Source organism: Pantoea sp. ACRSB, from assembly GCF_022346905.1.
GTDB classification, from domain to species: Bacteria; Pseudomonadota; Gammaproteobacteria; order Enterobacterales; family Enterobacteriaceae; genus Pantoea; species Pantoea piersonii.
In genome coordinates this window covers 100189-121183 of record NZ_JAKRNL010000007.1, presented here as the reverse complement: position 1 = coordinate 121183, position 20995 = coordinate 100189, and the positions used below count along the sequence as shown (strand labels likewise).

Genomic DNA, 20995 nt, shown 5'->3' with positions numbered 1-20995 from the left:
TTATCCTGACTTCTTACCGGAATCGCGTACGTTCTGCGGATCGAGCCGACGCCGCGCATGGCGCTGCAACATAGCGAAAACCGCGACGCCCGCCAGCCCGGCAAGGATCAGCGCCGCCAGCGCCAACAGCACTGAATGCTGGCTGGCGTACCACACCACCATCATGTACCAGGGCATTTCGCCGCTCGGATACTGAGGGCCGACGCGGAAGCTGCGAATGCCGTTTTCATCGGTGATGATGGCGGTATCACCGCGGATCGCCGCGTTGATGCGCGCTGAGTTCAAATCGTCATGCAGCCGCAGCAGCTGTTCGTCGCTGGTGGCCACCGTCATTACCACGGTGCGATCGCGATTCCAGGGGGAGCGATAGCTGACAAAGCCGCGCCATGCTTCGTTCGAGGAGAAGTAGCGATCGGCGTCCAGCGGCTGCCGATACCAGTCGCCGGTTAGCCAGCTGCGCAGCCTGTCGAGCGTAGAGGGCGTTTTAACGCCAAAGGTGCTGCCGTTGGTTTCAAACGGCGAACGCGCCAGCATCTGCTGGTTAAAGTCCCTGTCGCCGGTAGTGCTGATCGCCAGAACGTCGCTTTTCGCCAGCCGCGCCAGGCTGGTGCCGCCGTGTGGCAGACCGAAGATAACCTGGTTTTGCGTCAGCGCCGCGCCGGTGGCGTTGCCGGCGCGCGCCGCCAGATCGAGCAGCGTGGCGATTTCGGCGCTGCCTGGATTTTCCGGCATCAGCAGCGTGGTCTGGCTAAAGTCCGCCAGCCGCGTAAAGGGAAACGACGCGCCGACAAAGTAAGAAAGATTCGGCAGCAGCGCAAAATGACGCGTATGGCTCAGATCGATCCATGACGCCTCTTCTATGCGGCTCTTGATGTTGTTGTTCATCAGCACGCCGCAGGGCGCATCCGCTTTTGGCCTGATATTGAAGTAAAGCGACAGCTGGTTATCGCCGTAAATCAGCCAGGGATCGAGGTGCAGCTGATACTGCTCCTGCCGCGCGTCGCCGCCCAGACGGTGCCAGGCCTGCTCCAGCAGGCCCACTTTATTGACCGTCAGGTTGCGCAGGAAGGTGCCGTTAAGCATCACATTCAGGAAGGAGTTGTTCTCGTCGATCCAGCTCTCCGACGGGAAGCGATAGTTCAGGTTCACCGGCACAGTATCGCCGTCCCACAGAAAGAGGTCCGGCGCGGCGCGGAAGTTGACGCGCAGCGCGTCGTGCCAGATGCCGGTCGACGTCAGGCTCTGATTCGGGTCCAGCAGCGCGTTCAGGCGTACCGGACGACTGGTGTTGATCCAGCGCGGCGCGTCGTAGGGCTTGCGGCTGACGATCGCCTGCGGCTGGACGGCGAGGCTGCTGGCGTCGGTATTCAGCGGCCCGGTGGTGAGACGCAAAGCCGCCTGACGCAGCCGGGCGTCATCCTCGCCCGTAACCAGCAGCAGTTTGTAAACCGGGTTATTGGGATTATCCACCAGCGTCAGCTGCGGGCCGCTGGTCTGCGGCAGAGTCAGCGTACCGATTCGATCGCCCGGATGGCCAAACAGGATGCCGTTTTGCTCTGGCAGCTCGCCGCGCGTTACCGGAAAGCGAATACCGCGATAGTCGCTCTGAATGCCGAGCCACGACGCCACCAGTGCGGCGGCGGAGATCGCATCCGGCGCGACGTTGCTGGCGAAGCCCATAGAGACCGACGCTGGCGTCATGCGCAGCGGATCGATAAAGGGACGTGGAAAGTTGCGCAGCCGCGTACCGATATTAAGCTGCTGCCCTTCCAGGCTCAGCGTGGTTTTCGGCAGGATGGTGACCTGATAATTTTTCGCGCTCTCTTTTTCGCACAGCAGCTTATCCGCATCGTTAATCTTGAAGCTGAGGTTATTGCTGGCGACCACCATTGCGGCGGGGATCTCCAGCTGATAGTCGCTGACGTCGCTGTCGCTGGCCCCAAGCGGCAGCGTGCCGAGCGGCTGGCCGTTGAGCATCAGCTGCAGCGAAGTGTTGCGCGCTGCCAGCGCCTGGGAAACGCGCAGCGACAGATTCAGATGCGCGTTGGTGATCACCTCATCGCCCGGCAGGGTAAAGATGATACCGGACTGCAGCTGGCCGCCGGTCAGGGTAATGCCCTGCTGCTGGCCCATCTGCGCCACGGAAATGGTGTTGCTGATCGGCTGATTCAGCGCGGCGGCAGGCGCAGGCGCGGCGACCGGCTGGCCCGGCACAAAGGGCGCGGCGGAGGCGGCGGACGAAAGCTGCGGATCGGGCTGCTCCAGCCCGTCCGGCTGCGGCAGCGCCGACAGCGCGCTGTTTTCCTGGGTCGTCGTGATGCCTGGCTCCGGCGCGACGGGCGCGGCACTGTTAACCGGCGCATCGGGATTAGCGGAGGGTTCCGCCCAGCCGGCGGTCAGCCACAGCGCTGTCGCCAGCGATGACGCCAGCAGCGTATGTCTCAGGATTTTCATGCTGCGCCGTCCTCTTTTGCCGCCGCAGGCGCGGCCGCTTTGCCTCCGGCGCGCCGATCTTTCCAGCTCAGCCAGAACAGTTCGAACACGGTGCGAATAATGGTGCCCAGCGACAGCAGCGCATTGTCTTTTTTATACTCCGGCTGGAGCCAGGCGTCGGCGCGCGCCAGCACCACGCGCACCAGCTCGCGGCGGCGCGCCAGCGGCATCGCGGCGAAGCGCAGACGAATCGACTTATCGTCGCCGGAAATTTTGCTTACCGGAATGGTTATGGCACCCGACTGCAGTAGCAGATCGATCTCTTCAATCTCATCGGTTTCGTGACGGTTATCCGGCGCATCCAGCTGCGCGCCGCCCATTGAGAGATCGCTGGTGCGGGTGCGCGACGAGATGCCGCTGGCGTAGTGGATAATCGCCGGTATCTCGACCTCAATGCGGATGGATTTACGCACCTGGCGGGTTTCGCGCGCCACCGCAATCGCCGCCATCAGAATAATCAAACTAAAAAGGGCCCAGCCGACGTTCAGGGCGATAACCCAGGGATCAACGCCAAAGTAGTCGTGCATTACCGCGCGCACCACGCCGGCGGCAATGCCGATAGCCAGCAGCGCCGCCACGATGACGTGCGGGCGCACAATGTGAAAGTCGAAGAAGCCCTGATCGAGCAGGCCGCCTTTATCGGTTACGTTAAACTTGCCGTGTCTGGGCGACAGCAGGGTCAGCAGCGTCGGGATCACCAGATGGAAGCACATTACGGTTTCGTAGATTTCGCCCCAGAAGGTGTAGCGAAAACGTCCATTCATGCGCGAGTTGACGTAGAGCGACATTACCAGGTGCGGTAACACATAGGCGAAGATCAGCGACGCCGACGAGTGAATGATATTCAGGTTGAACAGCAGGTAGGCGAGCGGCGCGGTAAGAAACACCACGCGTGGCAGGCCGAACTGGAAATGCAGCATCGCGTTGAGATAGCAGAGACGCTGTTGCCATTTCAGGCCGCGCCCCAGCAGCGGGTTATCGACGCGGAAAATCTGCGTCATGCCGCGCGCCCAGCGCGTGCGCTGCACGACGTGCAGACCCAGACGCTCGGTCGCCAGACCGGCTGCCAGCGGAATCGCCAGAAATGCCGATCCCCAGCCGCGACGCTGCATTTTCAGCGCGGTATGCGCATCTTCCGTTACCGTTTCCACCGCAAAGCCGCCGATCTCCTCCAACGCTGCGCGGCGGATCACCGCGCAGGAGCCGCAGAAAAAGGTGGCGTTCCAGTTATCGTTGCCCTGCTGCACCGGCCCGTAGAAGAGCGCGCCTTCGTTGGGAATCGTGCGTGCCGCGCGCAGATTACGCTCGAAGGGGTCGGGCGAATAGAAGTAGTGCGGCGTCTGCAGCAGCGCCAGTGTCGGATCGGTCAGGAAAGGGCCGACGGTGGCCTGCAGAAACGTTCGCGTGGCAACGTGGTCACAGTCAAATATGCAGATCAGCTCGCCTTTAGTGATCTTCATGGCATGGTTCAGATTGCCTGCTTTAGCGTGGCTGTTGTCCTCGCGCGTAATGTAGCCGACGCCGACATCGGCGGCGAAAACCGCAAACTCCGGCCGCTTGCCGTCATCCAGCAGGTAGACCTTCAGCTTGTCGCGCGGGTAGTCAATGCACTGCGCCGCCAGCACCGTATCGCGCACGACGTCGAGGCTTTCGTTATAGGTCGGCACATAAACGTCCACGGTCGGCCACAGAGTGACGTCATCCGGCAGCGGTTCGATGGTGCGCTTTAATGGCCAGGTGGTTTGCAGAAAGCCGAGAATTAAAATCAGCCAGACATAAATTTCGGCAAGATATAAGCCGATGCCGAGAATCGCTTCTGTTTCGGAATTAAAATGGAGCGTCTCAGTGGTGCGCCACCAGATATATCGGGTGGACATCAGCGCAGAGAGAATAACCATAACTACCGTTATTTTGCGGCTTTTGCTGAAGCCCAGTAAAAACATCATCAAAATACTGATTAAGCCAAATATATATTGTTTCTGGCTGTCCATCGGCGTAATGACGATCACCGCTGCGACTGGCGCAAGCACCAGCAGCAACAGGTAAAACCCGATCTTATTCATGATTCACCCTGGGAAAAGCTCTGTTTTATAGCCTGGCAACGCCAGGCAATTAATAATGATTGCTGCGGATCGGTGCCTGAACTTCGCCATTGCCGACGGAAATATTCAGGATGTTCGCCACGCGTTTTCCAATGAGTTCAATATCGAATGCGGCGGCGGACGCCGGACTGAAATCATAAACGGATTGCTGTGAGGCGTTGGCTTCAGCCACGCTTTCATCACGATGCACGACGCCCAGTAAGTTCTCTCCCAGACGTTGCTGCATAAAAGCGGTAACGTCGCGGCTGATATTGCGGCGGTTGTCGCTCTGATTTAGCACGAAATAGTGCCCAAGCCGATTATTCAGCGGCTGGCCAATCATGCGGTTATTTTCAATTTGCGGTAACAATGAGACCGAGGCGGTATCGGCCAGCATGACCACCAGGTGCATGTCCGCCAGCGCGCTCATCGCTTTTAGCGCCGGGCCGGGGCCGGGCGGAAAGTCAGCGACAATTACCAGACCGGGATAATTCAGTACCGTATCCAGCCCGCGTCGCAGGAAGTGGGGGTCTTTCGCCAGATTTTCTTCAAAGCGCTCGCGCTGCGGCTCGGTTACCTCACCGTAGGGCAGAACGAAAATATTGCCGCCGGTGGTGAGAATCGACTGGCTCCAGTCCGCCTGCTCTTCCGAACGCGCGACAAAGCCGCGACCATCGTTGAGCGGTACGCCGAAATGCAGCCGCAGGGCGTTCTGCACGTCAAAGTCGATCGCCAGTACCTTGCTGCCCGCCCTTGCCAGTCCCCAGGCCAGATTAGCCGCCAGCGTGGTTTTTCCGACTCCCCCTTTCGGCGAGCACACACAAACTAACGGCATAACGCAATCTTCTCCAGTAACGGTTTGAGCAGGGTCCCTTTCGACAGGCTGACCGGCTCGCTACGGCTACGGCGCGCGCGGAACAGGCCGCCAAAGCGACGCGCCGTGTCTGCGTGCGGCGCAGGGGCAGTATGTGGCGCGATATATGCCTGAGCGGGTTGCGCCGCTGCGGCCGCAGGCTGAGCTTCTGGCTGCGGCGCGCTGACCGGCGGCGGGAACAGCGACAGATCCGCTGCGGCAGCGGCTGGCGCGCCTTGCGCAAGGCTGTCGAGGATAGCGCTGCGCGCTGCGGCCGGCTGGCGCGACAGCGGGGATGCGGCTGACGGATGGAATTCATCGCCGCGCAAAGGCTGCGGCTGCGGCAGATCGATGCGCTGGCTGCCGCTGAACGGCGTAGAAGCATCTTCATGAGCGAGCTGACGGATAAGCGCCCACTGGCTATTTTCGGCGGGTTCCTGTAGCTGACCTGACATATCTTTGAAGGCGATATCGAGCGTTTGCGTTTTTTCTTTAAAACGCTGCAAATCGTCATAGTTTTTCATCGAGCCATGGCCTGCATTAAGGGGAAAAATTTGCCGGGAATATATCACATTCATTTAGGCTGAGTGAGAAAAATCTGATTATAAAAACCGCATATCCAATAAAATATTTGTATCTTTATGCCCCGTTTGAAACCCGCATAACTCTTTCCGGCCGGTTTTGTGAATAAATTAATTAATTGTTCTTAAGTAAAATAGTTAAGGCATTGATTGAGTTTCAGCCATTATTTTTATTCCCACCCCTTTATGTTGCAGCCAGTAAACCGTTGAATCTTTATTACGTTTTTTCTTAATGAAAAACTGACAGGCTTTTATGCTTTCTGGAAAGGAAGCGAGCAGCTGCTCACGTCAGCGACGATAAACTTTTACGCTGGTTTTTTTCGCGGCGGCTGACGATGCATCAGGTGGAGTGAAGGATTTGGCAGTAAAAAGGCTCCTTACGGAGCCTCTGTTTTAAACGATCCCTTCCGCCGCGCCGACCGGCTGGTTTTCATCCTGGTCGACGGCGAAGCAGGCAATTTGCTGATCGCCGTAGCGCTTCAGCTTCGGCTGTAGCTGCACGCAGGTGCCGAAACGGCGGCGGCAACGCGCGTTAAAAGCGCAGCCCGGCGGCGGGCTGAGCGGGCTGGGCAGTTCGCCGGTCAGCTTGATGCGCTCGCGCCGATCGTCCGGGTTAAGACGCGGCGTGGCCGACAGCAGCGCCTGAGTATAAGGATGGCGCGGATTGTTGAAGATCGCCTCTTTGCTGCCTTTCTCAACGCAGCGGCCCAGATACATCACCATAACCTCGTCCGCGATATGCTCCACCACCGAGAGGTCGTGCGAGATAAAGACGTAGGACAAGCCCATCTCCTGCTGCAGATCCATCATCAGGTTAAGCACCTGCGCGCGCACAGAGACGTCAAGCGCCGAGACCGGTTCATCGGCGATCAGCACGTCGGGTTCGAGCATCAGCCCGCGGGCGATAGCGATACGCTGACGCTGGCCGCCGGAGAACATATGCGGATAGCGATCGTAATGCTCGGTTTTCAGGCCGACCTTCGCCATCATCTCCAGCGTCTTCTCTTTACGCTCCGCCTTGCTCAGCGCGGTGTTAATCAGCAGCGGCTCCTCAAGGATCTGGCTGACTTTTTTGCGCGGATTGAGTGAACCGTAGGGGTTCTGGAACACAATCTGGATTTTCTGGCGGCGCAGCTTCTGCGCCTGCGGATCGTGCTTCAGCAGATCCTGACCATGCCAGTAGAGCTGGCCTTCGGTCGGCGTTTCGATCATGGTCAGCAGGCGGCCAAGCGTCGATTTACCGCAGCCGGACTCGCCAACAACCGCCAGCGTTTTACCGCGCTCCAGATTAAAGGAGACACCGTCCAGCGCTTTCACCAGGCGCTGCTGGCCAAACAGGCCTTTCTTCACCGGGTAGTGTTTTTTCAGGTCAATCGCCTGCAGCAGGTAATCCTGCCTGGTATTATCAAGACTCATAGGTTGGTCTCCCGGCATCATCCAGCGGATAGTGACATTTGGACTGACGCCCCGGAATGTCGCGTAAGGCAGGTTCTTCTTTACGGCAGCGATCGGTGGCGTACGGACAGCGCGGATTCAGCAGGCAGCCGACCGGACGGTCATATTTACCCGGCACGACGCCCGGCAGCGACGCCAGACGCGCTTTGTCGGCGGCAAATTCCGGCAGCGCACGCAGCAGCGCCTGGGTATAGGGATGGCGCGGCGCCTTGAAAATATCGTTCGCCCTGCCGCTCTCCACCACCTGCCCGGCATACATCACGATAATGTGATGCGCGGCTTCCGCCACCAGCGCCAGATCGTGCGTAATCAGGATCAGCGCCATGTTCTCCTGCTGCTGCAGCTCAAGCAGCAGCTCGATAATCTGCGCCTGGATGGTCACGTCCAGCGCCGTGGTCGGCTCATCGGCAATCAGCAGCTTAGGCCGACAGGCGATCGCCATAGCAATCATCACGCGCTGGCTCATGCCGCCCGACAGCTGGTGCGGATAGACATCCAGACGCGACGCCGGATCGGGGATGCCGACCTGCGTCAGCAGATCGATTGCGCGCTGACGACGGGTACGCCGGTTGCCACCCTGATGCACCTTAATCGCTTCCATAATCTGGTAGCCGACGGTGTAGCAAGGGTTAAGGCTGGTCATCGGGTCCTGGAAAATCATCGCCACTTCTGCGCCTACCAGCTGGCGGCGCTCTTTCTCGGAGATGCGTTTCAGGTCACGCTGGTTAAACTCCAGCTTCTCCGCCATCACTTTGCCGGGAAAATCGATCAGGCCCATAATCGCCAGCGAGCTGACCGATTTGCCGGAGCCGGACTCGCCGACGATCCCCACGACCTGCCCCTGCTCTACCTGATAGCTGATGCGGTCTACCGCGCGGAACGGTGCCTTATCGTCGCCGAAATGCACCGATAATTTATCTACATTTAATAACGCCATCTCGGTGCCTCTTACTGCTTGAGTTTCGGGTCGAGGGCGTCGCGTAAGCCATCGCCCATCAGGTTAAAGGCCAGTACGGTGAGCAGAATAACCAGTCCAGGGAAGGTCACTACCCACCAGGCGCTTTGCGCATACTGCAATACGTCGGAGAGCATGGTGCCCCACTCCGGCGTCGGCGGCTGCGCACCCATACCGAGAAAGCCCAACGCCGCCATATCAAGAATGGCGTTGGAGAAGCCCAGCGACGCCTGCACGATCAGCGGCGCCAGACAGTTAGGCAGAATATTGACGAACATCTGACGCAGCATGCCCGCGCCCGCCACGCTGGACGCAGTGACGTAGTCGCGGTTCACCTCCACCAGCACCGCGGCGCGGGTAAGACGGATATAGTGCGGCAGCGCGACAAAGGTCAGCGCAATAGAGGCGTTGACGATTGACGGGCCGAATATCGCCACCAGCACCAGCGCCAGCAGCAGGCTCGGCAGCGCCAGCATAATATCCACCACGCGCATAATGGTGGCGTCTACCACGCCGCCGAGGTAGCCCGCCAGCAGGCCAAACACGACGCCGAGGATCAGTGACAGCACCACCACCATACAGCCCACCAGCAGCGACAGGCGCGCGCCGTACATCAGACGCGACAGCACATCGCGGCCCACATCGTCGGTGCCGAGGATATAGCTCCAGCTGCCGCCTTCCTGCCAGACCGGCGGATGCAGCAGCGCATCGCGGAACTGCTCTGCGGGCGCATGCGGTGCCAGCGCGCCGGCGAAAATGGCGATCAGCAGCATCAGCACCACATAGACCAGGCCGATGACCGCGCCTTTATTGCGTTTAAAATAGTGCCAGAACTCCTGGATGGGGGTCATCGGCTTAGGTGCAGCGGCTACGCTTGCGGGATCAACAACAGACATGACGCCCCCTTATTTTTTATGTCGTATGCGCGGGTTGACCACGCCGTACAGCAGATCAACCAGCAGGTTGACCAGGATAATCAGCACCGCAGTCAGCAGCACGCCGCCCTGCACTACCGGATAGTCGCGGCGTTGCAGCGCTTCGATCAGCCAGCGGCCGAGGCCCGGCCACGAGAAGATGGTTTCCGTCAGGATGGCGCCCGCCAGCAGCGTGCCGACCTGCAGTCCGATCACCGTGACCACCGGCAGCATGGCATTGCGCAGCGCGTGAACGACAATAACGCGCATCCGCGTCAGGCCTTTCGCGCGCGCGGTGCGGATATAATCTTCGCCCAGCACTTCCAGCATCGCCGAACGCGTCATACGCACAATCACCGCCAGCGGGATGGTGCCGAGCACGATAGCGGGCAGGATCATATGCATTACCGCATCCTTGAAGTCGCCCGCCTCGCCCCAGAAGAAGGTGTCAATCAGCATAAAGCCGGTGAGCGGATTGCTGTCATCAAGGAAGACGGTATCGCTGACGCGTCCGGATACCGGCGTCAGGTTAAGCTGCACCGATACCAGCATAATCAGCATGATGCCCCACCAGAAAATCGGCATGGAGTAGCCGGTCAGGGAGATGCCGACCGCGGTATGGTCAAAGATGGAGCCGCGCTTGACCGCCGCGAGAACGCCCACCGGGATACCCACGGCGACGGCGAAGATCATGGCGCAGATGCCCAGTTCCAGCGTGGCTTTAAAGCGCGGCACGAACTCATCCCATACCGGGATGCGGCTCTTGAGCGAAATGCCCAGATCGCCATGCAGCACGCCGTAAATGTAGTGAACGTACTGTTTCCACAGCGGCTGGTCGAGGCCAAAGGCCGCCATCAGCTGCGCGTGGCGTTCCGGGGAGATCCCGCGTTCGCCCGCCATGATCAGCACCGGATCGCCGGGGATCATATGCACGAACGCGAAGGTCAACAGGGTAATGCCGATAAATGTCGGGATGACAAGTCCCAGACGTCGGAGTATGAACTGCAGCATAAGCCGGATTCTCAGTCTTTTCCCGCCGCGATAAGCGCCAGGATCTATTGCTCACAACTCGCGCCCGGGGAAATCCTCGGACGCGACGCAAAGTGCGTTTAACCGTCATCTCTCGCTGTGCAGGCGCGATAACCCTTTTCCAACGCTTACCGGAGTAAATGTCGGAGACTGGTCGGCTCGCCGCTTTCCTGCAGCGCGAAGATGTTGGGTTTAATTCGAAGAAGTTAGCCGAAAATGCACATCGACTGAGCGGGCAAGCGCCCGCTCAGGGGCCGAACAGGTCGGCCCAGACCGCAGGCGTTATTCCTGGATATCGACGTTTTCGAAGTGGTGTTTGCCTAACGGATCGACCACGTAGCCAGAGACTTTTTTGCTCACCGGTTCATACACCGTAGAGTGCGCGATAATCAGCGCCGGCGCCTGGTCATGCATTACAACCTGCGCCTGCTTATAAAGCTCGATACGTTTATTGTGGTCCGATTCGGCGCGAGCCGGCTGGATCAGATCTTCAAACGGCTTATAGCACCAGCGCGAATAGTTGGAGCCATCTTTTGCCGCCGCGCAGCTAAACAGCGTGGCGAAGAAGTTGTCTGGATCCCCGTTGTCGCCGGTCCAGCCCATCATCACCGACTGGTGTTCGCCCGCTTTCGCGCGCTTCAGGTATTCACCCCACTCGTAGGTCACGATTTTGGCTTTCACGCCGATCTTCGCCCAGTCAGCCTGAACCATTTCGGCCATACGGCGCGCGTTCGGGTTGTAAGGACGCTGAACCGGCATCGCCCACAGGTCGATAGAGAAGCCATCCGGCAGGCCCGCTTCTTTCAGCAGCGCTTTGGCTTTTGCCGGATCGTAAGCGTAATCCTGAATCGCGTCGTTATAGCCCCACATGGTTGGCGGGATCAGGTTTTTCGCGGCCTGGCCTGCGCCCTGATAAACGGCATCAATGATGGCCTGTTTGTTTACCGCCATGGTCAGCGCCTGACGCACCTTGACGTTATCCATCGGCTTCTTCTCGGTGTTAAACGAGAGATAGCCAACGTTCAGTCCCGGCTGTTCCATCAGGTTGATGTTGGTGTCTTTCTTCATGCTGGCGATGTCGGCCGGGTTTGGATACGGCATCACCTGGCACTCGCCCTTCTGCAGCTTGGCGTAGCGTACGGAAGCGTCCGGGGTAATAGAGAAGACCAGACGATCGATTTTCGGCTTCGTGCCCCAGAAATCCGGGTTGGCCTTATACAGAATGCGTGAGTCTTTCTGGTACTGCTGCAGCACGAACGGGCCGGTGCCGACCGGGTTCAGGTCCAGCTTCTCCGGCGTACCCGCTTTCTGCATCTTGTCCGCATACTCTTTCGACAGAATTGATGCGAAGTCCATGCCGAGGTCAGCCAGGAACGGCGCTTCTGGACGCGTCAGCGTAAAGCGCACAGTGTAGTCGTCAACTTTCTCGACTTTGCCGATCAGCTTCGGCATGTCCATGCCTTCGAAATATTCGTAGCTGCCGCCGGAAACGCTATGGTAGGCGTTGTTTTTATCCAGCTGACGCTCGAAAGAGAAGATTACGTCGTCGGCGTTAAACTCACGTGATGGCTTAAACTCTTTGGTGGTCTGCCACTTTACGCCTTTGCGCAGGTGGAACGTGTAGGTTTTGCCGTCATCGCTGATATCCCACTTCTCTGCCAGACCAGGCTGCAGCTCGGTGGTGCCGATTTTGAACTCAACCAGACGGTTATAGATCGGCACAGAGCTGGCGTCATAGGTTGTGCCTGAAGTGAACAGCTGCGGGTTAAAACCTTCCGGCGAGCCTTCTGAGCAGTAAACGAGGGTTTTTGCCTGAACACCTGCGGCGACGGTCATAGCAATCAGGCTCAGACCGACCTTCAGCATCCTGGATTTGGCCAGGGAGTTGATCATGCTTTTACTCCATTGTGATGTGTTGTTGTGTGTATTGCCCGACCTCTGTTTTTTTTATGCGGTTCAGGCAGACCACTGAAGTGGTCGAAAGTGCGGAGCGGTTCTTGTTGTGTTTTCCGACGCCGTAGAAACTGCCGGATCACGCCGCTTCTGCAACTTTATTGACGCATCAATTTGTCAACAGTTGCAATGAACGTCAATACAGCCGCGAGTTATTTACACAGAGTGTGAGGAATAGCAAGCAACGGTAAAAAAAAGCCTTCGTCGTTAATTGCCGGATATTGCACAGCGCTTTTACCCACAAGGCCATATATCCCACTAATTCGGACGATAATTGACAGTGATTCTCACCGCTAAAAAACATAAGCAATTACCCGATAAATGTTGAATAACTGAACGATTTAGCGTGCGTTATCGCGTCCAGGTAGTGGAAAATGCTAGTACATGGCTATAAGAAATCGGCATGACAATAAAAAACGTCATAAGAAAAACGTGATGCGAAATAAGCATCTGGGCCTGTTGCAGCGGGCGATAACATATTAAAAGCGGGAATAACTGGATGGATCAGGCCTGAACGACGGCAAAGGTTTATTTCAACAGGTTTCCAGTAAAACTGGCAAGAGACAGTTGAATCTGACAAGGGCAATATTACCTCAGCAAACAGGCGCCAATATTCCTCTGTGTCGCCTGCTAATGCCTCATAAAAACTTATGCGAATAACGGCCTTATTGTGCTTATTTTTGATAAGCCGAGCGGCGTATTAAGAGAATGCCCGGGATAAAAAAGCAAAGCGTCTCGCATCAGGGATAAAGCGCCAGGGACGTGTTAAACAACGCACAGCGTTGCCAGGCAATTCACGGCGGCGCTTTTCTACAGGCGAAAAAAAAGCTGCTTTTTCAAGCAGGTTTCTTAAATCTGGTCGGTGAGAGAGGATAACGCTTATCTGCGATAAGCGCCCTTCGGGCCGTTGCTGCGCAACGTTGTCTCGCTACGCTCGGCGCAAACCTCCTTCGGAGGTTCTCATCCTCTTTTCTACAGGCGAAAAAAACCTGCTTTTTCAAGCAGGTTTCTTAAATCTGGTCGGTGAGAGAGGATAACGCTTATCTGCGATAAGCGCCCTTCGGGCCGTTGCTGCGCAACGTTGTCTTGCTACGCTCGGCGCAAACCTCCTTCGGAGGTTCTCATCCTCTTTTCTACAGGCGAAAAAAAACCTGCTTTTTCAAGCAGGTTTCTTAAATCTGGTCGGTGAGAGAGGATGACGCTTATCTGCGATAAGCGCCCTTCGGGCCGTTGCTGCGCAACGTTGTCTCGCTACGCTCGGCGCAAACCTCCTTCGGAGGTTCTCATCCTCTTTTCTACAGGCGAAAAAAAAACCTGCTTTTTCAAGCAGGTTTCTTAAATCTGGTCGGTGAGAGAGGATTCGAACCTCCGACCCCTTCGTCCCGAACGAAGTGCGCTACCAGGCTGCGCCACTCACCGATGGGGGCGCATGTTACTGCGCCGGTTTCTAAGCGTCAACCGCTTTTTCACCATTTAGCCGCGATCGCCTGAAAAGCAACCTGTCAGTAAAATCCCTCACCGCTCAGCCAGTTCCGGCACTTCACAGCGCGCTGGCGCCTGAAGAAGCTGGTGCCTGGCACCAGTTGTTCGCCGCTTTAATACCGCCATTCGGAGAGGTATAGCCCAGGCAGCCCAGAATAGTATCGAACAGCTCAACATGACGATGCGTCTTGCCGATGCGCTGCTGCGCCTGCAGACGTTCGAAATTAGCGCGGTTATTGGCGTCAGCCAGATACTTGTCCGAAGCCCACACCATCATCGGCACGCGGAACTGCTCCGGCGGCGCCATCTCGCGCGGCGTACCGTGAAGATGCATATTTTCACTGATCGACTCGCCGTGGTCTGCGGCATAAAACACAATCGCTTTCTTGTCGCGCAGCTGATCAAGCACGCTGTCCAGCATGCTGTCTACGTAAAGGATCGAGTTATCGTAAGCGTTAATCAGCTGCGCCTTGCTGCAGGTCTCATCGACGCCCATACACTCCGGCTGATAGCGGGCGAAACTGCGCGGATAGCGCTGCGAATAGAGATAGTGCGAGCCTTTGGTATGCAGCACTACCAGATGCTTCCCATGCGGATAACGCTCCAGCGACGCCTTAAGCTCCGGCACTAGCAGCATATCGTCAACCGACTTGCCGGCATTGCGCGGTTCTGAGCCAATCTGCTCGCGGAAGGAGAAGTTATTCACTTCCGCATTATCGTAAAACCACACCTCGCTCTGCATGGCGAACAGCTCGGACGAAAAGCCCAGCTCCTTCATCACGGCAAAGATATTCTTTTCTTTAAGCGTGCGTCCCGGACTGTCCTCGGTGCCGCCCTCGCGCACAAACATACAGCGCAGCGACAGCTTAGTAGAGGTATCGCAAGACTCGCCGCGAAACGCCACCAGGTTCTTCTCTTTGGAAAGCTTCGGCGTAGTGTCGCGATCGTAGCCCAGCATGCCCATATGATCCCAGCGCGTAGTCTCGCCAATAACGAACACCACATAGGTGTCGTCGATGCCCGGCGGCGCAACATAAGTAAATTTCTTCGCCGGGTCGAGCAGTTCCTGGCTGTCCAGCGTCTCATCGATATGCGTCCAGGCGAACAGCCCTACCGCGGCCAGCCAGTTCGACGGCAGATAAGAGTGGGCAACCACGCCGCCATAACTTGGCAGATCGATATTGGTAATCTCTTCGTTAGCTTTTTGCAGCTTGTCGAAATAACGGATCGGCAGCCATACCAGCGCGACACACAGCAGCATCACCAGCGTCGGCTTCAGGCGCTGTCCCGGCGTACGCAGCTGCTCAATCAACGTCTGGCTGAGATTGTTGCGCCAGATCATCAGCAGCGGCAGCGCGCTAACGGCGACCATCCATAACACAAAGTGCAGGCCGACCACCTCTTTCGACAGATCAACATCGGTCGTCATGACCGACGCTACGATGCCGTAGCCAATCATTACGTTAAAAAAGGCCATGTAATAGGCGGCGGCGACGGAAATCAGCACCAGCAGCGTAGCAAGCACCCGATAGAAGCGTTTTCCGCCCAGCGACAGCAGACGCATCAGGAAAAAAGTGAGCACGACGATAGCCATCACTTCAGTCACAGCCGTCAGCCAGTTTGTTACGGTAGATTTGGTCAGAAAGCCGTCAAAGCGACGATAAAAGATCGGCAGATTAAGCAGAATGCCGATGTATAACGCCAGCAGCAGCGAGAGCTTTTGCTGGGTTATGGTTTTTATGTAATTCATCTTAAAGGGTTTTCCCTGGAGTGGAGCATGATGTTGAACGGTATTGTGACTACCGGAACGCGGAAGAGTTCGCTTGCTTAGCGCAGAGACATGACGATTTCCTGGAGAACAGGAAGAATCTGAACGGGATCGGACGGCTCTTTCACGAGGCCGCACAGTAGAACATAAATTAACCAGTCAGACCAGAAAAGAGGATGAGACAAGGGGGAAAATGCGATGAGAAGCGAAAAACGGGCCCCCTGAGGAGCCCATATCACTTAGCGAATAATATTCAGCGTCACGTCGATGTTATTGCGCGTGGCGTTAGAGTAAGGACAAACGATATGCGCGGCGTCAACCAACTTCTGCGCTTCCGCTTCGTCCATCTCCGGCAGGTGGATATTCAGTTTGGCTTCGATGCCGAAACCATTCGGGATTGGGCCGATACCGACTTCGCCTTCGATCCAGGCATCTTTCGGCATGGCGATTTTATCGCGGCCCGCCACGAACTTCATTGCGCCGAGGAAACAGGCGGAGTAACCGGCAGCGAACAGCTGTTCCGGGTTAGTGACTTCACCGCCCGCGCCGCCCATCTCTTTCGGCACGCCCAGCTTCACGTCCAGCACGCCGTCAGAAGAGGTTGCACGACCATCACGGCCGCCGGTTGCTTTGGCTTTTGCGGTATAAACAGCTTTCTCTAAAGACATAACTTCCTCTCTGTATTAAACGATTTAATCGTACGCGATTAATAAAAGTGTAGCAGGTGTTTCGACGGGCGCGAACGCCCGGTAAATCTTTAGCGCGACTGGTTAAGATTGTCGCGCAGCAAATCGAGTCCGTCTTTCAGCGCCATCAGCGTGTCGCTATCACAGGCGGTCGCGCACTGGACCGCTTCTGGTATCGCACTCGCCTGGCTTTGCAGCGCGCGGCCCTGCTCTGTCAGCGTGACCACCACCTGGCGTTCATCCTGACGCGAACGCTGACGGTTAATCAACCCTGCGCTTTCCAGACGCTTCAGCAAAGGCGTCAGCGTGGCGGAGTCAAGAAACAGCTGCTCGCCGATTTCAGACACGGTGAGATCGTCCTGCGCCCAGAGCACCAGCATCACCAGATATTGCGGATAGGTAATGTCGAGCTGCGACAGCAGTTGTCGATAGACTTTATTCATCGCCAGGTTGGCGGAATAGAGCGCGAAGCAGAGCTGTTGATTGACCAACAGTGGCGACGCCTTCACTTTTTTGTCATTTTGGTTACTGTTCATGGCAATAAATATAGATAGCGCGCTAGATAATTGCAAGCAACTTTTTACCAGGAGGGCTTTTGCATGCTGGAATCTCTGGAAGAGCAGGCGCGACGCTATGCGACACGCGCACACGCGGCAGCCGGTCAACGACGTAAATATACCGACGAACCCTATATCGTACACCCCGCCGCCGTTGTGGAACTGGTGCGCAGCGTCAGCGCAGACGATGAACTGCTGGCGACAGCCTGGCTACACGATACGGTAGAGGATACAGAGACTACGCTTGCCGATATTGAATCACACTTTGGTTCGCGCGTCGCGCAGCTGGTGGAAATGCTTACCGACAGCGCTCAGCCGCAGGCGAAAAACCGCGCCGCGCGCAAGCTGGCGCATTTTCGTCATACCGCCGACGCCTCGCCCGAGGCGCAAACCGTCAAGCTGGCCGATATTATCGATAATACGCGCGCCATCGTACGTTTCGATCCCCATTTCGCGCGCGTTTATCTGGTGGAAAAACGCGTTCAGATCGAACTGTTGAAGCAGGGCGACGCGCAGCTATGGCGCCAGGCCAGCGCTATTATCGAACAGGGAATTGCACAGCTTGGTCAGCCGCCCTATAGCGTGCCGGAGAGCTGGTTCGTTAAGCAGGCGGCGAAATACCGCAGTCTGAGTTAAAAAAAAACCCGCCGCTGGCGGGTTCTCTTTTTTCTTTTTTTTAGTCCAGCAACTGCCGTCCAAGATAGGGATTGGCATGCAACAATTTCATCAGTTTCTGCGCCGTCGCGGAGGGGCGTGTACGGCGCGCTTCCCAGCTTTTGACTGAAGAGACGCTGACGCCCATCACTTTGGCAAATTCATCTACTTTCATACCGGTTAATTCACGCAGGCGTTGCGGCTCTGGCATGGCGGGCTGAAGCTGAATTTCAGTTGTGGCAGGTGTTGCATCACGTGTCAGTACAATCTGCTCAAGGCTGCTGAGCAATTCAAAAACGGGATCTTTTACTTCCATAGAGAACTCCTTAAAACTCACTATGAATCACGTGAAAGTAGAGGTAAAAACCAAATGGTTTACACACCGATCTTTGCAGGCTGTATCCCGCAAGGGTTTATGGTTATCGTTAGTGAAACCCTTACGGGACACAGCCTGATTCGCACCGCCTGAAAACGTGTCAGCACAATGCATCATTTCGCCGGGATTCTAAGTATGGATAGAGACCTGACGTTTTGCTGCGTGAATATTGATTATTTTTTTAGCCAAAACTGTTGTTTTTGCTATAAGCAAAACAAGCCTTTGATCACAAAAGGCAAACCCGTCGCGCCTCGCTTAAAAAAAGCGCAAAAATTGCAAAAAGTGCACAACGTTTACACTGCTACTGTAACCTGGTTTGCCTAAAAAGCAGGCAAAATTCGCGCCAACATGCAAAGCCCATGATTTTTTCTTGTTTCACCTCACCCCCGCTTGCGACAGAAAATAAGTTGCACCACATCAGCGCATCGTTATGGCGCAGCTGCACTCTGATAAGGAATGAGACATGCGTTCTGAATTCGATTTTCACGCCAGCTACGCGTCGCATCGCGTTCCTGTTATGGGCCGCAATGCCGTCGCCACTTCTCAGCCGCTGGCGTCGCAGGCTGGCTTGCGCATGTTGCTGCAAGGCGGAAACGCAGTAGACGCGGCGATCGCCACCGCGATGGCGCTGACGGTGCTGGAGCCGACCGGCAACGGCGCAGGAAGCGACGCCTTCGCTATCGTCTGGGACGGCAGCCAGCTGCATGGTCTGAACGCCTCAGGACGCGCGCCAGCCGCCTGGTGCCCTGACCGTTTTGCCGGCCGCGACCGCATGCCAGAGACAGGCTGGGAAGCAGTGACTGTGCCGGGCGCAGTGTCGGCATGGGTCGCGCTGGCGGAGCGCTTCGGCACGCTGCCGCTGACCACGCTGGCGCAGCCCGCTATCGACTACGCGCGGAACGGCTTTCCCGTCTCGCCGCTCATTGCCGAGCTATGGCAGCGCGGCTTCGACAAGCTTCAGCACCAGCCCGGCTTCAGCGCCTGCTTTGCGCCAGACGGCCGACCGCCGGGCGTCGGTGAACTGTTCCGCAACCCGGCGCTGGCCGACACGCTGCAAAAGATCGCTGAAAGTAATGGAGAGAGCTTTTATCGCGGCGAGCTGGCGGAAAAAATCGCTGCCTTCGCCCGTCAGCACAACGCCGCGCTGACGCTGGAGGATCTCAACAGGCATCGCGCCACCTGGGTAGATGTGCTGTCGCAGCCGTTTGCCGGCGGCTCGGTGCAGGAGCTGCCGCCTAACGGCCAGGGGATCGCCACGCTGATTGCGCTGGGCATTCTGGAGCAGCTTGATATCGACCGCTACCCGCCCGATTCCGTTCCCTGGCTGCATCTTTCTATTGAGGCGATGAAGCTGGCGCTGGTGGATCTGGAGCGTTACGTCAGCGACGAAGATCATCTGGAGTTTCCGGCGCAGCGGCTGCTTAGCGACAGCTATTTGCGCCAGCGCGCGGCGCTGATCGATCCTGAACGCGCAGGCGACTTCACCTTCGGCGCGCCGCAGCAGAGCGGCACCGTCTACCTCAGCACAGCCGATGCCAGCGGCATGATGGTCTCTTTTATTCAGTCAAACTTTATGGGCTTTGGATCTGGCGTGGTCGTGCCTGAAACCGGCATCAGTTTGCAGAATCGCGGAGCGGGCTTTTCGCTTGATCCTGCGCATCCCAACGTGGTGGCGGGCGGCAAGCGCCCTTTTCATACTATTATCCCGGCTTTCGCGCTCGACGCTCAGGGTGCGCCGCTGATGTCATTTGGCGTTATGGGCGGTCCGATGCAGGCGCAGGGCCACCTCCAGGTGGCGCTGCGCATCATGCTGCACAAACAGAATCCGCAGGCGGCAATCGACGCGCCGCGCTGGCGCGTGGTGCAGGGTCGTCACGTCGTGTTTGAGGCCTCGCTTGAGCGCAATACGCTGGCGGCGCTGCGGCGGCTGGGCCATCAGGTGACGCTGGAGGATCCGCTGCAAGGGTATAATTTCGGCGGCGCGCAGGCGATTGTGCGCGACCCGCAGGGGTTCTATATCGCAGCGACAGAGAGCAGAAAGGATGGTCAGGCGGTGGTATTTTAAAGGTTAACGGGGCAGCGCGCCTGCCCCGCCAGATAGCAGAAATTACGCAGCGATAACCGGTCGTACGCCCAGCGTATGGCAAATGGCGTAGCTCATCTCCGCGCGGTTCAGCGTATAGAAGTGGAAGTCCTTCACCCCTTCGCGCGACAGGATTTTTACCATGTCCATAGCGATATTCGCGCCGACCATTTTGCGCGTCTCCGCATCGTCATCCAGCCCGTCAAACATCGCGTTCATCCAGCCCGGCACGCGCACGTTGGTCATAGTGGCGAAGCGCGTTAGCTGTTTGAAGTTCGATACCGGCAAAATCCCCGGCACGATCTCTACGTCAATGCCGGTGGCGACGCAGCGGTCGCGGAAGCGCAGGTAGCTCTCTACATCAAAAAAGAACTGCGTGATGGCGCGGTTAGCACCCGCATCGATTTTACGTTTCAGGTTGATCAGATCGGCCTGCGCGCTTTTCGCTTCAGGATGCACTTCCGGGTAGGCCGCCACAGAAATATCAAAGTCGCCCACCTCTTTCAGCAGGGAAACCAGATCGCAGGCATACATATCCGGTTTGCCGCTGCCTGCAGGCAAATCGCCGCGCAGCGCCACGATATGGCGAATGCCGCTGTTCCAGTAATCTTCCGCAATGGCGCGCAGCTCTGCGCGCGTGGCGTCGATACAGGTCAGATGCGGCGCGGCTTCCAGCCCGGTGCGATCCTTAATGCCTTTAATAATGCTGTGGGTGCGGTCGCGTTCGCCGGAGTTCGCGCCGTAGGTAACGGAGACAAATTTCGGCTTCAGGCTGCTCAGACGATCGATGGAGTGCCACAGGGTTTCTTCCATTTCGCTGGTACGGGGCGGAAAAAACTCGAATGAGACATTAATCTGCCCGTTCAGCTCTGCCAGGCTCTGATTCAGCGCTTCGCGCTGGTTGGCATGAAAGAAACTCATCCTGCTTACCTCATCAAAAACGTCGGGTTAATTTGCTGCCTGCGAACATCCATACGTTTAGACGTCCAGATGCACAAAATGAACGAATCTCATGAAGGCGTCAACAAAAAAGTGCTAACGAGGCGTGACAAATATTCAAACCAGGTGAGGGAAA

Annotated in this window: 16 protein-coding genes, 1 tRNA gene and 3 other RNA genes; 2 read left to right on the top strand and 18 right to left on the bottom strand. The window is 57.2% G+C overall.

The window, feature by feature from the left end; genetic code table 11:
• The 16 genes from bcsB to MHZ89_RS18680 form a co-directional block, all read right to left on the bottom strand.
• Complete coding sequence (bcsB, locus tag MHZ89_RS18755; RefSeq protein WP_311784228.1) at positions 1-2454, bottom strand: cellulose biosynthesis cyclic di-GMP-binding regulatory protein BcsB; 2454 nt, start codon at positions 2452-2454, stop codon at positions 1-3.
• A complete protein-coding gene (gene bcsA / locus MHZ89_RS18750; protein WP_311784227.1) occupies positions 2451-4556 on the bottom strand; it encodes a UDP-forming cellulose synthase catalytic subunit in 2106 nt (701 codons plus the stop codon). Before bcsA ends, bcsB begins: the two co-directional genes overlap by 4 nt.
• A 49-nt stretch (positions 4557-4605) precedes the next feature.
• The gene (gene bcsQ, locus MHZ89_RS18745) at positions 4606-5409 is read right to left on the bottom strand and encodes a cellulose biosynthesis protein BcsQ (protein ID WP_311784226.1); all 804 of its coding nucleotides are present in this window, start codon (positions 5407-5409) and stop codon (positions 4606-4608) included.
• Positions 5400-5951, bottom strand: a complete 552-nt coding sequence (gene bcsO, locus MHZ89_RS18740) for a cellulose biosynthesis protein BcsO (RefSeq protein ID WP_311784225.1) — start codon at positions 5949-5951, stop codon at positions 5400-5402. The genes bcsQ and bcsO overlap by 10 nt, the downstream gene beginning before the upstream one ends.
• 450 nt (positions 5952-6401) lie before the next feature.
• The gene (dppF, locus tag MHZ89_RS18735; protein WP_311784224.1) at positions 6402-7424 is read right to left on the bottom strand and encodes a dipeptide ABC transporter ATP-binding subunit DppF; all 1023 of its coding nucleotides are present in this window, start codon (positions 7422-7424) and stop codon (positions 6402-6404) included.
• Positions 7414-8400, bottom strand: coding sequence for a dipeptide ABC transporter ATP-binding protein (gene dppD, locus MHZ89_RS18730; RefSeq protein ID WP_311784223.1), 987 nt, complete (start codon positions 8398-8400; stop codon positions 7414-7416). The genes dppF and dppD overlap by 11 nt, the downstream gene beginning before the upstream one ends.
• Before the next feature lie 11 nt (positions 8401-8411).
• Positions 8412-9314 carry a dipeptide ABC transporter permease DppC gene (gene dppC, locus MHZ89_RS18725; protein ID WP_311784222.1) on the bottom strand — a complete coding sequence of 301 codons (903 nt, stop codon included), beginning with the start codon at positions 9312-9314 and terminating at the stop codon, positions 8412-8414.
• A gap of 9 nt (positions 9315-9323) precedes the next feature.
• On the bottom strand, positions 9324-10343 hold the full coding sequence (gene dppB / locus MHZ89_RS18720) for a dipeptide ABC transporter permease DppB (RefSeq protein ID WP_033754467.1): 1020 nt from the start codon (positions 10341-10343) through the stop codon (positions 9324-9326).
• A 300-nt stretch (positions 10344-10643) separates the two neighbouring features.
• Entirely contained in the window at positions 10644-12254 is a 1611-nt protein-coding gene (gene dppA / locus MHZ89_RS18715; protein WP_311784221.1) for a dipeptide ABC transporter periplasmic-binding protein DppA, read from the bottom strand.
• A gap of 916 nt (positions 12255-13170) precedes the next feature.
• Positions 13171-13299: non-coding RNA, RtT sRNA (locus MHZ89_RS18710), on the bottom strand.
• A 32-nt stretch (positions 13300-13331) separates the two neighbouring features.
• Positions 13332-13460: non-coding RNA, RtT sRNA (locus MHZ89_RS18705), on the bottom strand.
• 33 nt (positions 13461-13493) lie between these two features.
• A non-coding RNA gene (locus MHZ89_RS18700) (RtT sRNA) lies at positions 13494-13622 on the bottom strand.
• A 34-nt stretch (positions 13623-13656) separates the two neighbouring features.
• A tRNA-Pro gene (locus MHZ89_RS18695) sits at positions 13657-13733 on the bottom strand.
• A 121-nt stretch (positions 13734-13854) separates the two neighbouring features.
• Positions 13855-15546: a kdo(2)-lipid A phosphoethanolamine 7''-transferase gene (gene eptB, locus MHZ89_RS18690; RefSeq protein ID WP_311784220.1), complete on the bottom strand. Its 1692-nt coding sequence runs from the start codon at positions 15544-15546 to the stop codon at positions 13855-13857.
• Between the two features lie 257 nt (positions 15547-15803).
• Positions 15804-16232: an organic hydroperoxide resistance protein gene (locus MHZ89_RS18685; RefSeq protein ID WP_311784219.1), complete on the bottom strand. Its 429-nt coding sequence runs from the start codon at positions 16230-16232 to the stop codon at positions 15804-15806.
• Between the two features lie 89 nt (positions 16233-16321).
• Positions 16322-16786 carry a MarR family transcriptional regulator gene (locus MHZ89_RS18680; protein ID WP_311784218.1) on the bottom strand — a complete coding sequence of 155 codons (465 nt, stop codon included), beginning with the start codon at positions 16784-16786 and terminating at the stop codon, positions 16322-16324.
• Positions 16787-16849: 63 nt separating this feature from the next.
• Here MHZ89_RS18680 and MHZ89_RS18675 point away from each other — a divergent pair, with 63 nt between their 5' ends.
• Positions 16850-17443 carry an HD domain-containing protein gene (locus MHZ89_RS18675; protein ID WP_311784217.1) on the top strand — a complete coding sequence of 198 codons (594 nt, stop codon included), beginning with the start codon at positions 16850-16852 and terminating at the stop codon, positions 17441-17443.
• Between the two features lie 40 nt (positions 17444-17483).
• Here MHZ89_RS18675 and MHZ89_RS18670 read toward each other — a convergent pair whose 3' ends face one another.
• Complete coding sequence (locus MHZ89_RS18670; RefSeq protein ID WP_033754453.1) at positions 17484-17777, bottom strand: HTH-type transcriptional regulator; 294 nt, start codon at positions 17775-17777, stop codon at positions 17484-17486.
• A 523-nt stretch (positions 17778-18300) separates the two neighbouring features.
• Here MHZ89_RS18670 and MHZ89_RS18665 point away from each other — a divergent pair.
• Entirely contained in the window at positions 18301-19902 is a 1602-nt protein-coding gene (locus MHZ89_RS18665) for a gamma-glutamyltransferase family protein (protein WP_311784216.1), read from the top strand.
• A gap of 42 nt (positions 19903-19944) precedes the next feature.
• On the opposite strand, the gene metF is transcribed toward MHZ89_RS18665, so the two are convergent.
• Entirely contained in the window at positions 19945-20841 is an 897-nt protein-coding gene (gene metF / locus MHZ89_RS18660; protein ID WP_311784215.1) for a methylenetetrahydrofolate reductase, read from the bottom strand.
• Between the last annotated feature and the right edge of the window lie 154 nt (positions 20842-20995).

Excerpts from the sequence above, each read along its gene's own strand:
- bcsB (WP_311784228.1), bottom strand. The coding sequence starts at position 2,454 with ATGAAAATCCTGAGACATACGCTGCTGGCGTCATCGCTGGCGACAGCG.
- bcsA (WP_311784227.1), bottom strand. The coding sequence starts at position 4,556 with ATGAATAAGATCGGGTTTTACCTGTTGCTGCTGGTGCTTGCGCCAGTC.
- bcsQ (WP_311784226.1), bottom strand. The coding sequence starts at position 5,409 with ATGCCGTTAGTTTGTGTGTGCTCGCCGAAAGGGGGAGTCGGAAAAACC.
- bcsO (WP_311784225.1), bottom strand. The coding sequence starts at position 5,951 with ATGAAAAACTATGACGATTTGCAGCGTTTTAAAGAAAAAACGCAAACG.
- dppF (WP_311784224.1), bottom strand. The coding sequence starts at position 7,424 with ATGAGTCTTGATAATACCAGGCAGGATTACCTGCTGCAGGCGATTGAC.
- dppD (WP_311784223.1), bottom strand. The coding sequence starts at position 8,400 with ATGGCGTTATTAAATGTAGATAAATTATCGGTGCATTTCGGCGACGAT.
- dppC (WP_311784222.1), bottom strand. The coding sequence starts at position 9,314 with ATGTCTGTTGTTGATCCCGCAAGCGTAGCCGCTGCACCTAAGCCGATG.
- dppB (WP_033754467.1), bottom strand. The coding sequence starts at position 10,343 with ATGCTGCAGTTCATACTCCGACGTCTGGGACTTGTCATCCCGACATTT.
- dppA (WP_311784221.1), bottom strand. The coding sequence starts at position 12,254 with ATGATCAACTCCCTGGCCAAATCCAGGATGCTGAAGGTCGGTCTGAGC.
- eptB (WP_311784220.1), bottom strand. The coding sequence starts at position 15,546 with ATGAATTACATAAAAACCATAACCCAGCAAAAGCTCTCGCTGCTGCTG.
- MHZ89_RS18685 (WP_311784219.1), bottom strand. The coding sequence starts at position 16,232 with ATGTCTTTAGAGAAAGCTGTTTATACCGCAAAAGCCAAAGCAACCGGC.
- MHZ89_RS18680 (WP_311784218.1), bottom strand. The coding sequence starts at position 16,786 with ATGAACAGTAACCAAAATGACAAAAAAGTGAAGGCGTCGCCACTGTTG.
- MHZ89_RS18675 (WP_311784217.1), top strand. The coding sequence starts at position 16,850 with ATGCTGGAATCTCTGGAAGAGCAGGCGCGACGCTATGCGACACGCGCA.
- MHZ89_RS18670 (WP_033754453.1), bottom strand. The coding sequence starts at position 17,777 with ATGGAAGTAAAAGATCCCGTTTTTGAATTGCTCAGCAGCCTTGAGCAG.
- MHZ89_RS18665 (WP_311784216.1), top strand. The coding sequence starts at position 18,301 with ATGCGTTCTGAATTCGATTTTCACGCCAGCTACGCGTCGCATCGCGTT.
- metF (WP_311784215.1), bottom strand. The coding sequence starts at position 20,841 with ATGAGTTTCTTTCATGCCAACCAGCGCGAAGCGCTGAATCAGAGCCTG.